This is a genomic window from candidate division KSB1 bacterium (assembly GCA_022562085.1).
Classification (GTDB): domain Bacteria; phylum Zhuqueibacterota; class Zhuqueibacteria; order Oceanimicrobiales; family Oceanimicrobiaceae; genus Oceanimicrobium.
Genome location: JADFPY010000023.1, coordinates 14,253 through 28,521 on the forward strand (window position 1 = coordinate 14,253; position 14,269 = coordinate 28,521).

9 protein-coding genes are annotated in these 14,269 nt (G+C 45.5%); 3 read left to right on the top strand and 6 right to left on the bottom strand.

The features are described from left to right. Positions 1-61: 61 nt before the first annotated feature. The 4 genes from IH879_03895 to IH879_03910 form a co-directional block, all read right to left on the bottom strand. Positions 62-1,090, bottom strand: a complete 1,029-nt coding sequence (locus IH879_03895; protein ID MCH7674075.1) for an AAA family ATPase — start codon at positions 1,088-1,090, stop codon at positions 62-64. A 16-nt stretch (positions 1,091-1,106) separates the two neighbouring features. After that, positions 1,107-1,874: a DUF4159 domain-containing protein gene (locus tag IH879_03900; GenBank protein MCH7674076.1), complete on the bottom strand. Its 768-nt coding sequence runs from the start codon at positions 1,872-1,874 to the stop codon at positions 1,107-1,109. 11 nt (positions 1,875-1,885) lie between these two features. Then, positions 1,886-2,548, bottom strand: coding sequence for a DUF4159 domain-containing protein (locus IH879_03905; GenBank protein ID MCH7674077.1), 663 nt, complete (start codon positions 2,546-2,548; stop codon positions 1,886-1,888). 175 nt (positions 2,549-2,723) lie between these two features. Beyond that, on the bottom strand, positions 2,724-5,351 hold the full coding sequence (locus IH879_03910; GenBank protein ID MCH7674078.1) for a tetratricopeptide repeat protein: 2,628 nt from the start codon (positions 5,349-5,351) through the stop codon (positions 2,724-2,726). Positions 5,352-5,668: 317 nt separating this feature from the next. On the opposite strand from IH879_03910, the gene IH879_03915 reads away from it, so the two are divergent. From IH879_03915 to IH879_03925, 3 genes are all read left to right on the top strand, one after another. Next, positions 5,669-6,739, top strand: coding sequence for a PDZ domain-containing protein (locus IH879_03915; GenBank protein ID MCH7674079.1), 1,071 nt, complete (start codon positions 5,669-5,671; stop codon positions 6,737-6,739). A gap of 183 nt (positions 6,740-6,922) precedes the next feature. Further along, a complete protein-coding gene (locus tag IH879_03920) occupies positions 6,923-9,928 on the top strand; it encodes a hypothetical protein (GenBank protein ID MCH7674080.1) in 3,006 nt (1,001 codons plus the stop codon). 192 nt (positions 9,929-10,120) lie between these two features. Then, positions 10,121-11,791, top strand: a complete 1,671-nt coding sequence (locus tag IH879_03925) for a M1 family metallopeptidase (GenBank protein ID MCH7674081.1) — start codon at positions 10,121-10,123, stop codon at positions 11,789-11,791. 209 nt (positions 11,792-12,000) lie between these two features. Here IH879_03925 and IH879_03930 read toward each other — a convergent pair whose 3' ends face one another. After that, the gene (locus IH879_03930) at positions 12,001-12,885 is read right to left on the bottom strand and encodes a type I restriction endonuclease subunit R (protein ID MCH7674082.1); all 885 of its coding nucleotides are present in this window, start codon (positions 12,883-12,885) and stop codon (positions 12,001-12,003) included. A gap of 197 nt (positions 12,886-13,082) precedes the next feature. Further along, positions 13,083-14,246 carry an FHA domain-containing protein gene (locus IH879_03935; protein ID MCH7674083.1) on the bottom strand — a complete coding sequence of 388 codons (1,164 nt, stop codon included), beginning with the start codon at positions 14,244-14,246 and terminating at the stop codon, positions 13,083-13,085. Positions 14,247-14,269: the final 23 nt, after the last annotated feature.

The following is a 14,269-nucleotide window of genomic DNA, read 5'->3' on the forward strand; positions in this document are numbered from 1 at the left end:
AACGCATTCCCATTTACAAGGATTTATCGCTCTACTCTCATCGCTCTTGAGATTGTCAGCTTTATAGTCCCGACTTCGGCTCAGAAACTGTTTCCAAAAGCCGCTGAACAATTTCAGTGGAAGTGATTTTTTCCGACTCGGCATAGAAGTTTGTTAGGATACGGTGGCGCAAAACCGGCAGAGCCAAAGCTTGGATGTCTTTAATAGAAACGTTATATCTGCCTTCCAGAATCGCTCTTGCTTTGCCGCCTAAAATGAGACATTGAGAAGCCCTCAAACCCGCGCCCCAGCTTACCCATTTTTTAATGAAGTCCGGAGGATTTTCACCGCTCGGTCTACTGGCAGCGACCAATCGAACCGCATATTCAGCAACTTGCTGTGACAACGGCACTCTGCGAACAACTTTCTGAAACTCCATCACTTCTTTGCCGGTAATGACGCGCTCAAGCTGCGGCACATAATCGGAAGTCGTGGAAGTTACAACCTGCACCTCCTGATCTTGCGGCAGGTAATCCACAACAATGTTGAACATAAAACGGTCTAACTGCGCTTCGGGAAGCGGGTAGGTGCCTTCCAGTTCAATGGGATTTTGAGTGGCCAAAACAAAGAAAGGTTCCTCAAGATCATAAGTGTTGCCGCCTGTTGTGACTTTGTGCTCCTGCATGGCTTCCAAAAGCGCCGCCTGTGTTTTCGGAGGAGTACGGTTGATTTCGTCGGCCAAAATAATGTTCGCGAAAATCGGTCCTTTTACAAACTGCAAAGTACGGCGGCCGGTTGTGCGGTCTTCTTCAATCACGTCGGTGCCGATGATGTCTGACGGCATTAAATCCGGCGTAAACTGGATGCGTTTAAATTTAAGATCTAAAATCTGTGAGATGGTTTTAATCAGCAAAGTTTTTGCAAGACCCGGCACACCGGTGATTAGACAATTACCACCTGTGTATAAAGCCAGCATAACTTGATGAATAACATCTTCCTGCCCAACGATAGTCTTTCTGAGTTCGCCGATGATTTTTTTATTGCCATCCCGCAGTTTTTCGATAAATACCAAGTCCTCGTTTTGATCAACTTTTATTGCAGGTTCTAACATATTTTCTCCAACATGATTAATGTGTTAGTCCGTAAATTACGAAATTAATCCCTAACTTATATGCCTCCGCTGAATATTCAGTTGGATACCGCGGATCATAAGTGTGCTCCCAGGCGTCTCCCATGTCCATATTTCGAATTACCAGCACCATGAGTCGATCTTGATCATCGAAGATACCCATGCAGCGCGCTTCGATTCCACCCTTTTCATGAGTTCGTCCACCCAACCAGGAACCCAGCCCGGGAATTTGCTTGATCTCATCAAAATCATAAAAGCAGTGAAAAATCGGATGCGTGATTGGGATGTCGACTATCTCGCGGTTTGGAACAACCATCTTCATTTGATTCACAAAGCTTTCCCATTCAAACGGGCCATGAAAATCGTCAACCATGAGATAACCGCCTCGCAAAAGCCACTCACCTAAGTTATTCGCTTCCGGCTGAGTTAATACCATAAAACCGACTTCAACAATATAAGCGAACGGGTAGCGAAAGAGTTCAGGATCGAGAAGTGACAAGGAAACCGGATCATCGGCTACATTGAGCGAGGTCCAGTTGCTGAGGCCCTTCATTAAATTCTGTTCTGCAAAAGGGTAGTCCACTGTCCAACTCTGCCAATGCGGGCCCATGCGATTGCGAAATCGGTAATTGTCGCCGCCGGAAGTGTATTGAATACGGACAAAAGTAAATTCGTCACCATTGCTTCCCTGGGCTTCAACTTCTTCAGAAAAACAAAAGATGAAAGATAGCAGAATTAAAGAAATTTTCGAAACCATCCTTGTCATTGTAGGACTGCTTAGTGGGTCAGTGCATAGATAAGGTAATTAATACCGAGTTTGTACGAGCGGGTTGAAAAGTTCGGAGTCTCTTTGGGCAATTCCCAACCATCACCCACGTCATTATTAAAATTGATCAGTACCATCATTCGGCCGTTATCATCAAAAATTCCCCAGTATTCAGGGGGTACTCCCAAATCAAATGGCGTGTCCTTGTGAATGTCATTTATGTCAAAAAAACAGTGAAAGATTGGATGACTCACGTCGAGCCGCCGGAGTTCCTGATCGGGCAGCACTTTGCGGATTTCTCTCATCCAGTTATTCCATTCACGACGCCAGCGAAAGTCATCTACCATCAAGAAACCACCTCGCAGGAGGTATTCTCTGAGATTTTTGACCTCTGTATCTGAAAGAGTCAAATAACCGATTTCACAGGCATAAATAAATGGATACCTGAAAATTTCATCGTCGCCAAAAGTCAAAACTTTGTTATCTTCCGAAACTTTAATATTTGTCAGTGCCTGAATCGTCAGGTTCAAATTTTTTTCAGCTTGGGGAAAATCGTGGGCCCAGGGCGGGACGTTCATTAACAGTCCGTACCCGTACCGAATATTATTATCGGTCCAACGGATTCGAACAAAGGTGAAATCCTCGCCGGTGGGGAGTTGGGCTGATGCGGGCATGAAGGTGCATGCAATGACGAAACAAATAAACAGCCGTTCCAACGCAGAGCATTGGAACGAGAATAACCCGCCCCTCAATCCCCTTTCGACAAGCTCAAGGCAGGCTCTCCCGAGAGGGAATTTTCTTGTTCCCCTCTTGAGAGGGGTGTCCGGCGGTAGCCGGACGGGGTGTGTTCTACTCCATACTCGCAAGTAAAATCTCCTGGGCGCGTTCGTAACTCGGGGCGATTTCCAAGGCGGCTAAAGCGGATTTCTTCGCTTCAGGTTTTCTGCCGGCTTTCAAAAATGCGGCTGCTAAATCGCAATGCGCGCCAGCCAAATCTTGAGGTTCGGTAAGTAAGTTAATCTTCAACTCAACGATAGCCTGATCAAACTTTCCGAGAGCCAGGTAGGCCTCAGCTAATTTCTGGTGAACTTCCGGCTCAAACGGCGTAATATAAATTGCTTTCGTCAGGGCTTCAACTGCACATTCATTATTGTTTGATTCAAGACACAAGTCAGCCAGCAATTTGAGCGCTTGTGCATCCTTCCCCTTTAAAGCGGTTAATTCGGTCAGCTCTTGAATGGCTTTCGACTTCTCCCCCATCTCAATATAAATCTCCGCAAGCGAATTGTAAGGATTTTCTTTTTCAATAAAATTTGGAAATTGAGACTTGGCTTTTTGTAAATAGGGGATGGCTGTCTCAAAGTCGCCTTCTTTTTTATAGTACATACCAAACTGAAAATTCAGAAACGGGTTGCTGGAATTTTCTTCCAGTTTTTTTGACAAAAAACCGGCTAAATCACTCGAATGAGCGGCAAGTTCCCGAGGATCATGTGAATAATCAATTTTGTCTAATTTATATTTTTGCGCGATGTACAACTTAAATTCTTCATCAAATATGTCAATATTCTTGCCAAACACCTCTTCGACAACCTGGTTGGTTTCCAATCCGGATTTAAACTTCGGAAACATCGCCAGCAATTTTTGCTGACCGTATTTTTCGACAATAAATTCTACAATCTGCGAGGCCTGAAAATAAGACAGCGTCACTTGTCCGGGATTGGTGGGTCGATTGAAACCGGAATCGAGATCTTTCAGCGGCAAGGTTTGGTTGTTTTTAAATGCCAAAATAAACGGCACATCCAACCCCATTTGCCAATGCGGTTTCGCTTTCGCTGTTTCATAAACTGCTATTCCCTCGGCCAACCAACGGGGGATGCGGTTTGCGGTCATTTTTAAGTGGCTAACATGCACCAGTTCGTGCCAGAGAGTCTGCCCCCAAACGAAGTCGCCTTTTGTGCGGGCGCGCGGGGAATCCATGGCGACTAAATTGCCAAAGCAAATCCCGAGAAACGCCTGTGCCCCGGGCAGGCCAAAACACCGGACCGCAAAATCGTCATGTTCCGGGAAGATTTCCAAAACCACAGATTCTTCAGTTTCGAATGAATATTTCTTGCGCAATGCAGCAAAACTTTCTTCGGCTAATTGTTTGACATAGCCGGATAAAATCGCATCATCTTTCTCGTGGATGCGAATGGTAAAATGTTTTGTTTGATGGGTTTTGTATTGAGGAAATTCATCAAAAAGGCGGAGCAAATTGCCAACATATTTATTGTAAGGATCTTTTGCAAAAGCCTTCTCAAGCTCTTGTTTAGCGGCTTCCTCTTTTCCCAATCGGCTCAGACTGGTGCCAAGCCCGGCCCGGGCCGCCCAGTTTTCGGGATCGAGCTCTAACGCCTTTTCATAATACTCGACGGACTCTTTAAACAAATAACGCTTCGCAAGAACTTCGGCAGTTTGATAATATAAATCACTGTATTTCGGATTAATCGCAAAAATACGCTGCTCTTCTTCAGCAAACTTATTCCTTTTTTTCATGAAGAAAAAACAGACGGCTCGCAGAGTTCGGGAGGAAAGCGAATTTGGATTAATCCGAAGCGGCTTATCTAATTTATCCAGAGCTTCGTCGTAATTTCCGACAGCGATTTCCAGTTCGGCTAAAAAATCATGAGCGGCCACCAAATTGGGGTTAACAGCAAGGGCTTTCTCAGCCATCGCAATTGCATTCTCAAAATTCAACCGGCTCAAACACTTGGCCAATCCTAAAAGCGCTCCGGCTGCATTTGGATTGATTTTCAAAGCGTCATCAAAAATGCCCTGGGCATCCGGGATGTTGTATTTCGACAGGAAAAGCTCACCCCAGGGAATGTAGGCCTGCCACAAACTTTTGTCCGTCTCAGTAGCGTCGGTAAATAAGTTATTCGCGTCACGAAACCGGTCGAGATAGATGCAAGCCTCAGCAATAATTTGCAGCTCGTTGCCGGTTAAATTCGGGTGGCTTGCATAATAGCCAATTAAATATTGCAGCGTTTGCCGGGCGGCGATTTTTTCTCCCCACTCCCATTGCATCATTCCGAGGTTTAAGCGAGCCAAAAGGTGATCGGGATTTTGGTCCAACGCTTGCCGAAACTTTGCCCGGGCATTTTTATATTTACCTGTACGTTTAAAAACACGCCCTTGAAATGTTAGCGCATCCGGATGGTCTGGAAACGTTTCGAGATTTTTTCGACTTATTTTCTCTGCTTTCTCATAATCGCCCTTTTGGATAAAAATAAGGCCTAATCCGAGGTTTGCTTCAAATGCAAGGCCGGGGTCATCGGTCTTTGCAAGTTTCTCATATTTAGAAATTGCTTTTTCATATTCACCTTGCTGGAAAAAGCTTTTGGCTTTTTGTAACTCGTTGTTAACCAACTCCGAAGAGAGAGCCAAGTTTGGGAATTGAGAAAGTAGTAAAAGGGAGAGTAAAACCGCTAGTTTCAAATTTTCACCAACTGATTATTTCTTAAAAGAACATTCTCAAAATCCCAAAAAATTCCGAAGGAAATAAGGCAGGACTTTTAGGATTTCTTATTTGTAGCCCAATGACGGTAAAGATTCATACGTGACAGGACACAGGCATGTTCCGTATTAAATTTCAAAAACTTTGCAACCAACACCCCCGAAATTCGTCAAACTAAAAACTCCCCAACCTTTCTTTAGGTTATCGGTCGAGTTGACATTAATTTAAGAGTCCCATCTACCGAAAGCAAGCGTGTGGCGTAAATTTCATATTAACGAATGCAAAAAAGGAGCACCTCATGAAAATCAAGAACCCTATAGCGCTAAAACTAACCCCCCTTTTCATAATCATCTTCTCCATTCAACTTCTAGTGTTAAGCTGCGGCCGCCAGCACCCCCGTTCTGTTTACAACAACTCTGAAGATGAAGGCTGGATTGGGGTTTACGTGCAAGATTTGGATGACGAACTCCGCCGCTATTTGGATATTAAAGAGCGAACCGGTGTTATGGTGAACAATGTCATCGCTGATGGGCCTGGGGAAAAAGCGGGATTGAAAGAGGAGGACGTGATCGTCAGGTTCGATGGCAGAAGAGTCAGAAATACCAGAGATTTAACCCGCGCGGTCAAGCGGGCGGCCCCGCGTTCGAAAGTAAAAATGGAAATAATGAGAGATGGTGGCAAAAAGACACTAACCTTACGGGTTGGAGAAAAGGAGCGGTCTTCTTATAGCTACCGCAAGGGAAGCCGCAGGCGCGCGCCTCGTGTTTTTTCGTTTCGGGGCGGTCGCAGGCCGTGGCTTGGGGTGCAAATGGCAAACCTCAACAATGATTTAGCTGAGTATTTTGGCGCTGACGAACAAGCAGGTGTTTTGATCCTGTCGGTTGTGAAGGATAGCCCCGCTGAAAGAGCAGAACTCAAAGCCGGTGATATTATTTTGAAAATCGACGGTGATAGCATCGTAGACACAGATGAACTTTCAAGTTTAATTTCGGATTATGATTCCGGTGACGAAATTGAAATCGAAATTAAACGGAAGGGCAAAATCAAAAATATAAAAGTCGAATTGGAGGGATCCTCTCGCAGATCATACTATGATTTCAACAGAGAAGAGTTAGATGATTGGAAACAGGAAATGCAGGAATGGAAATATGGTCTCAACGAATGGAAACAAGATTTTAATAATGAAAGACTCTACGATTTAGAATCCAGAATAAGACATGAAATTGAAAAAAGCATTGAAATCGAAATCCCGAAAGTTGAAATTGAATTGAATCGTATCGGCGAGGAAATTGAAAGAGAAATGCGAAGGTTGAACGACGAGCTAAAAGACTTGAGAATTAACATTAGAATAAATGAGATTATTTTGTAACTTCAATGTCGTCCAGTGTGAGTTCCTTGTAAATGAACGGTTGCTTTACAATTCAAAGCCGGCATTCCTGACTGCCGGCTTTCTTTCTTGATCCTCACTCCCAAATTTTGTAAGTTTTAGGGTACCGAAATTTCCGGGCAAAATCAATCCAGTTATCCTTTAAGAAAGAAAGCGTAAATTCGTATGAAGACACGGTTTCTCACCTTTTCAATCCTGAGTTTACTTCTATTCACAAATCTCAATGCCAATGAAAAATACTGGCAGCAATTCGTTCACTACAAAATGGACGTGATGCTGCTTCCGGTTGAACACGCTTTAACGGGCACCGAAACGATTGAGTACAAAAACAACTCACCGGACACACTGCGAAAATTCTTCCTCTATCTATATCCAAATGCTTACCGGAATAACAATACGATTTACACCTCCGAGGCCCGAAAGTATTATCGCAAAATACTTCCGAGTATGAAGGATGCCGGGTACATCGAAATAGAATCCTTTCGAATTGTAACCTCCGACAGTAGTGGGCAGGAAAAATCTCTGAGTGCTTTCCAGGTCAATGATACCATTTTAGAAGCTGATTTGCCGGACCCTCTGCTCCCCGGCGGCGAACTGAAAGTTGAGCTTTCCTTTTATTTGAAAATCAGGAAATTTAACGGCCGGGCCGGTTATCGCGGTTCTCAGTATGATTTCGCACAGTGGTATCCAAAAGTTTGTGTCTACGACGAGACCGGCTGGAATGCCGAACCTTTCCACAACCTGGGCGAATTTTATGGCGAATTTGGGACATTCGATGTTAATATCCAAGTGCCTTTTGAGTATATTGTCGGCGCCACCGGAGAAGTTGTCGAAGGCGATCCGGGCTGGGATTTAGTTAAAGTCGACACCTCTTTGAGCGAGGCTCAATGGCGTGAGCAACTTAAAAAAACAAGAGCTGAAATTCGCAAGCAGTCTGAAGAAGGCGACCTTAGAACGGTCAAATTTCACGCTGAGAATGTGCACGATTTTGCCTGGATCACCTGCCCGGATTTCTTGTATGAATCCGGCGAATGGGATGGCATCCCCATCCACGTTCTTTATCGGTCGCGGGTCAAAAGCCGTTGGAGCAAAACAGCTCTGGAACGATCTGCCCGGGCTTTAGAATGGCTGTCGGAAAAATTCGGCCGCTATCCGTATCCTCAGCTAACCGTCACTCATGGCCTCCTTCGCGGCGGCATGGAATACCCAATGCTGGTCATGAACCGCTCGGAAAGTGAAAGGCTAATTCTACACGAGGTCGGTCACATTTATTTCTACGGAATCCTCGGTAATAACGAGTGGAAAGAAGCCTGGCTCGATGAAGGGTTTACATCATTTCAAACCCGCTGGTACATGGAAACACGTTACGGCCCCAAGGGAATCGACCGGCAGGAAAGATTAAAACGCGCGACCTGGCTGCAAAGACACCGGCCAGCCAGAACCAGCCGTGAGGCGAATCGGGCAAGGGCGCTTTCTTATATGAACTCCGGACATAATGAACCGATTTCAAAACCTGCTTATACTTACAAGGAACCGTCCGGATACAGCATCAACGCCTACACGAAAGGCGCTTTCTTTTTTGACATGCTCAAACATGTGGTCGGGGATGAGGTTTTCGGGGAAATCTGTCACGAGTACTTTGAACGCTGGAAATTCAAACACGTAAACCGGACGAGGTTTCAGCAGGTGTGCGAGGATGCCAGCGGCATGAAATTGGGTTGGTTTTTCGAGCAATGGCTCGACAAATCTCTCACGGTTGATTACAGCCTGGGCAAAGTGGAAAAACGGCAGGTTGATTCCCTCTGGCAAACAGATGTATCGATAATAAAGGAAGAAAAAGGAACGATGCCGGTTGATGTGCAGCTCACCACTCAATCAGGGGACACGTTGCTAAAGCGGTGGAACGGTGTTGAAAAAGTCGGTAAAGTAACCTTTAAGACTTCTGGCAAACCGGATAAAGTCATTCTCGATCCCAAAGATGCCATTTTAGACAACTCGCGTTTCAACAATTCGCCTCTAAAAACAAAAGTTTTATTTGAATATCCCAATATGACCTTCCGCCCCCGGGATGCGCTTTTAATTACCTGGCGGCCAAGCGGCTGGTATAACAAAGTCGATAAGCTGCGCATCGGCGGCCGCATTAAAGGTTGGCAAGGCACACAAAAAAATGCGGAGGTAGGCCTCTGGTTTGGCACAAATTCGCAAGAATTGGATTACCGGTTCAGGCATTCCCGGCAAATTATACCTTTAGGCGGCAGAACGCAAGGATCGTTCATGCTGCAAAAAATGGAGGGCCGCTTCGAAATTGATGCGCATCTCAGTTTAGTCAAAAGTAAAAACTTGACCCTTCCACCCATGCACCGTATCTGGGTAGGATTTAATCATTCAAGGCAGTTAAGCGGCAAACGAGAACTCTATTCACTTCGCGAATTTAACGGCACCGCAATCGCCACCTGGCAGACCGGTATCGTCAATAAAGCGTATCTTCGTTATTCGGTTAACCCGAGAGGCTTAAACTGGTTTTCAAATTTAACTCTTGGATTGGATACGGTACAAGAAGATTGGGGAAGTGACTTTACTTATAACGCCGTTTCAACCGAATTGAAGTTCTGGTTTCCGAAAACGCCGGAAGGCCTTTTTTTGAGATTTTATGCTAAAAAAATATTTGATTCAGCCGACACACCTGTGCAGGATTTAATTTTCCTTGATGGTGCAAATCCCCGGGAGCGTTTCAAACATTTTTACTTGAGAAGCGAAGGCGGTCTTCCAGATGGACTACATTACCACCTCCCGGGCGGAGGTAATCTGCGCGGATTTTTCAACCAGCCCATTATCGGAGATGAAATATTGGCTATAAACGCTGAGGTTCGCAAGCAGTTGAAACCAAAACTTTCCTGGCAAGTTTTGAACTCTCTTCTCCGCAGGATAAGCGTTGCCGGGTTTGCAGATATCGCTGCATTCAGTTTGATAAATTCAACCGAAGATATTTTTGCTGATGCCGGATTTGGAATTCGTCTTCAAACACGACTGCCGGACAATTGGTACACAATTTTTACCGGGGGTCGCAATTTAACAATTCGTCTGGATTTCCCAATTTGGGTCAGCAAATCTTTACCGGATGAAAATAACCTGCAATTTCGTTGGGTATTTGGGTTTGAGCAAGCGCTTTAGTCTTGCAAGAATGAAAACTTCGCTATTTGAGCATAGAAATTGGCCCTAACTAACGAAGTGAATGACATTAACCGCATTAGTCATTATGTCATTTGCTTCGCGTCATTAAAAATGACTTTATGACTCAATGACCAACAATGACTTTAGGCGCAAATCTGGCGTTCACAATTTTTTAATCACCCGGGGCGGACCATGAAAAAACAAATCTGTTTGGCAATCATTTTTTTGATGAGCAGTACATTTGCGTTCGCTCAAACCTTTACAAAAGCGGATACCCTGCGAGGCATGCTGACCCCACTCCGAACCTGTTATGACGTAACGTACTACAACCTCGATGTAAAAGTCGATCCGGAAACCAAAACCGTCTCCGGCAACAACACTATCCAATTTAAAGTCGTGACGGATTTTGATAAGATGCAAATCGATCTTGTAAAAAATATGAAAATCGCTAAAATTATGTTCGGCGAAGAATTGCTGCCATTTGAACGTGAACATGACGCAGTCTTCATTCAATTTCCAGAGAAACTAAAAACAGGAAGTATTGAGGCCATTCAGGTCTTTTATTCCGGTGAACCGCAAAGTGCGAAAAGACCTCCCTGGGATGGCGGCTTCGTTTGGTCAAAAGATGAGCATGGCAACCCCTGGGTTGCGGTGACGGTTCAGGGAGACGGCGCCTATCTCTGGTGGCCCAACAAGGAACATCAATCGGATGAGCCGGACAGTATGCTGATCAGCGTAACCGTGCCGCAAGGCCTCATGAATATTTCTAACGGCCGTCTGCGAATGAAAGCGGAGTTATCGAATGGCTGGACGCGCTGGGACTGGTTTATCAGCTACCCAATTAATAATTACAATGTCACACTCAATATCGGGAAATATGCCCACTTTGATGACATTTACATAAATGATGAAGGAGGCAAGCTCACCCTTGATTATTATGTCATGCCCTATAATCTTGAGAAGGCAAAAAAGCAGTTTCAGGAAGTCAAACCGATGCTCGCTTGTTTTGAGAAGTTCTTTGGCAAATTTCCGTTTTACCGGGACGGTTACAAAATGATTGAATCGCCGCATCTGGGGATGGAGCACCAAACTGCAATTGCCTACGGCAACAAGTATCGATTCGGGTATAAAGGCACAGGTTCATCCGAAGTCGGCATCACATTTGATTTTATCATCATCCATGAGTCTGCACACGAGTGGTGGGGCAACAGCGTGACCTCAAAAGATATTGCCGACATGTGGATTCACGAAAGCTTCGGGGCATACGCCGAGGCGCTTTATGTGGAATGCAGAGACGGCTACGAAGCAGGACTCAAATATCAAAACGCCAAAAAGCAGGATGTTCGAAATAACAGTCCGATCATCGGGCTCTACGATGTCAACCACCGGGGATCGGGCGATATGTATCCGAAGGGGTCACTTTTTCTAAATACCTTGCGCCATGTTATCGATAACGACAGTTTGTGGTTTGCAATCGTTTTAGGAATTGCCGAGGAATTTAAATATCAAACCATCACCACGAACGACATTGTGGCTTTTGTAAATTCAAAAACCGGCGAAGATTTCAGTTCCATGTTTGACCAGTATTTAAAACAGACTGCTATCCCGGAACTGGAAATTAGCGTCACCAAAAAAGGGGACAAAGTCACGGCGCGATATAGATGGAAAGCAGATGTTGCAGATTTCAAAATGCCCATTAAAGTCACCACTTCGAAAAATAAGTTTGAATTCATTTACCCTGATACTTCCTGGCAGACTACTGAGCTTGGCGGCATTCACCCGGATGATTTCAAAGTAGCTGAGGACTTGTTTTATGTGGATGTTAAATTGAAGCGGGTTTATTTGCAGGAGGGAATTGAGTAGGTTAGAGTGCAAGTTTAACGTGAAAATAACCTGCTTGAACATACGACGCACTATATTTCAATGTTTTAAAAAAACTTATTACGAGCACCAAGAAATAAAATTCGTAAACGCTGTTCCAGTAAGATTGATTTTTTTATTATGATTTCTTCTTTCCAAAAATTTGCCTGCCTTTTGCAGATGGAGCCAGGACGGCAGAAGCTGAAATATTATCATGGCCCTATGCCCTGAGATTCACTGCTCTGTACCAGCGTATCGAACATAAACTCCTTATATCTTCTTTGAAAATCCTTATCCTGAGTAAATTTCTTAAATATTTCTGTCTGACTAAATAAATACTGTTGCATCATTTCTTCCAGTTTTTTATCAGAAGTGATTTTCGCATTTTGTTTGTCAGAATACTTTATAGCATCCATAATTTCTTTGTTGGTTTTCATCTCATTGGGTAATTGCTCGGTTAAAATCTTTCTCACTCTATCTTTGTCAGACCAATCGATATCCCCAAATCTTTGATTGAAAACACTCAAAATATTTTCAAGCGTATCCATTTCAGGTTCAGGTTTTCCGCCTCTTACATTCACGGGAATAGGGAGAACCACACCAGGTTCAGCAACCAAACCAATATCCTGTATTCTTTCTTTCGAAGGACGATAACTGTACATATCAATTGCTTCTAAAATACCATCTGCTAAGTCGTCGGTTTGATCAATGAAAAGTTTTGGTACTAAAAACTTTAAATACCGCCAAAGCTTTTCCCATTCCTGATTATTAAAATCCAGAATCTTACCCAAGTAGCTGTAAGTTCTTAAAAAAGATTTGGCTTTTACCTTAAAATCAATCTGCTTGTCTTTGTCTAAATCATTTTTGAAAACATCAGCTGAACTGTCAATGATGGGGTCAAGTTTAGTTCGGACTTCACCGGTTACATATTTTTCAAAAAAGTCGGACACCTGATACTCGTTGTAAACTTCAAATGTTTCTAATGAATCGACTAAATCATTGAGTTTATTCGGATTTGTTTCTTCACTTAAAATGGTTGAAGTATAGTAAGGGGCGAATGCTTCCTTAATTTCCTCTGCATCATTGTAAAAGTCCAAAACAAAGGTGTCTTTTTTATGTGGTTTATATGCTCTGTTTAAGCGTGAAAGTGCTTGTACTGCTTGTACACCTAAAATGATAGTAAGTGCTGCTAATCCTAGAACTACATTTCTAATAGTAGTCGTTTCAAGTATAGCTGTTACTTCTTCTATAATATCTTCTGCTATCTCTTGAATTACTTCTGGTGCTGTAAAGCCTAAACCACCGCCTCCACCTCCACCAGGTTCAGGGTGGTCTGCCCGATCCTGACGACGCCTCCCGAACGTATCGACTTGCCCGCCAGCGTCTGGCCCGCCACCTTCGTCCCCCCACGGCTTCCCAGGTCCACCAGAAGCATCTCGTCGTCGCGGACCCTGACCATTGCATGGCTCCGGCTAACGGCGTTGTCCTCGATCACCATATCGTTTTCTGCGCCGCGGCCCAGGCTGTTGTCACCGACCTTGAGCTGATAGCTCTGCCCCTTCTTCGGTCCCGACATCACCGCCAGCCAGGCCATCACCACCTGGGATGGCTGGGCGACGATCGTTTCGCCGGCTGCTCCCCCGGCGGCGGGCGCTCCGGAAGCCGCGGGCTCTCCGCTGGGGGCGGTCTCTGATTCCATGAACACCATTTCAGTCTCTCCCAGCCGCAGGACCGAGCCCGAAGACAGCATTGTTCGGGTGGACTGCATGCCTTCGACCAGTGTGCCGCTGGCGCTTTCATTGTCCTCCATGAAGAAATTCCCGTCATGGAAGGAAATGCTGGCATGTCTGCGGCTTACAGTAGCGTCGTCCAGCACGATGTCGTTATCCGCCCCTCTACCCAGAGATGTGCCGCTCGGGTCCAGAGGTATGGTCTGGCCCGCCATGGCGCCGGTGTTGAAGTGGACCCACGCCGTGGACGATGGAGCGCTGGCCGGCTGGTCCGGCAATGGCGTGACATCCGGCCCCACCATAAGGGTTGCCGTAGCTGAAGCGGGGTCATCGGCTACAGGCTCGGCAGCAAGCTCGGGAACAGGCGTGACGGAGGGGGCCTCAGCGGCCCCGGCGGCCGCGGCGATCGCTGGCCGGTCCTCGTATCTGCGCTTCAAAACAAACACCGCCCAGGCAACCACGGCGAGGACGGTGCCAGCGACACTGATACCGCCTACAGCGTCATAGCTATCCACGCGGATGTCCAGGCCAATGCGGATCAGTGTCAGCGTCAGCGTGCCCAGTACGCCGAGAACAACCAGGATGGTCAGCACCAGGTTCAGCCCACTCCACTCGCGTGCGGTAACGACCAGGATCGCCAATACCACGGCCGCGGCAAACCCTACCAGAACGAGCCATGAGTCGTACCAGAATCCCAGAAAGCCTCCATTGGGGTAGATATCCGTCATGCCGGACCTCCTGTACCTGTATT

What these genes read in the sequence shown, in the direction of transcription:
- IH879_03895 (MCH7674075.1), bottom strand. Translation starts at nt 1,090, where the DNA reads ATGTTAGAACCTGCAATAAAAGTTGATCAAAACGAGGACTTGGTATTT.
- IH879_03900 (MCH7674076.1), bottom strand. Translation starts at nt 1,874, where the DNA reads ATGACAAGGATGGTTTCGAAAATTTCTTTAATTCTGCTATCTTTCATC.
- IH879_03905 (MCH7674077.1), bottom strand. Translation starts at nt 2,548, where the DNA reads ATGCCCGCATCAGCCCAACTCCCCACCGGCGAGGATTTCACCTTTGTT.
- IH879_03915 (MCH7674079.1), top strand. Translation starts at nt 5,669, where the DNA reads ATGAAAATCAAGAACCCTATAGCGCTAAAACTAACCCCCCTTTTCATA.
- IH879_03920 (MCH7674080.1), top strand. Translation starts at nt 6,923, where the DNA reads ATGAAGACACGGTTTCTCACCTTTTCAATCCTGAGTTTACTTCTATTC.
- IH879_03925 (MCH7674081.1), top strand. Translation starts at nt 10,121, where the DNA reads ATGAAAAAACAAATCTGTTTGGCAATCATTTTTTTGATGAGCAGTACA.
- IH879_03935 (MCH7674083.1), bottom strand. Translation starts at nt 14,246, where the DNA reads ATGACGGATATCTACCCCAATGGAGGCTTTCTGGGATTCTGGTACGAC.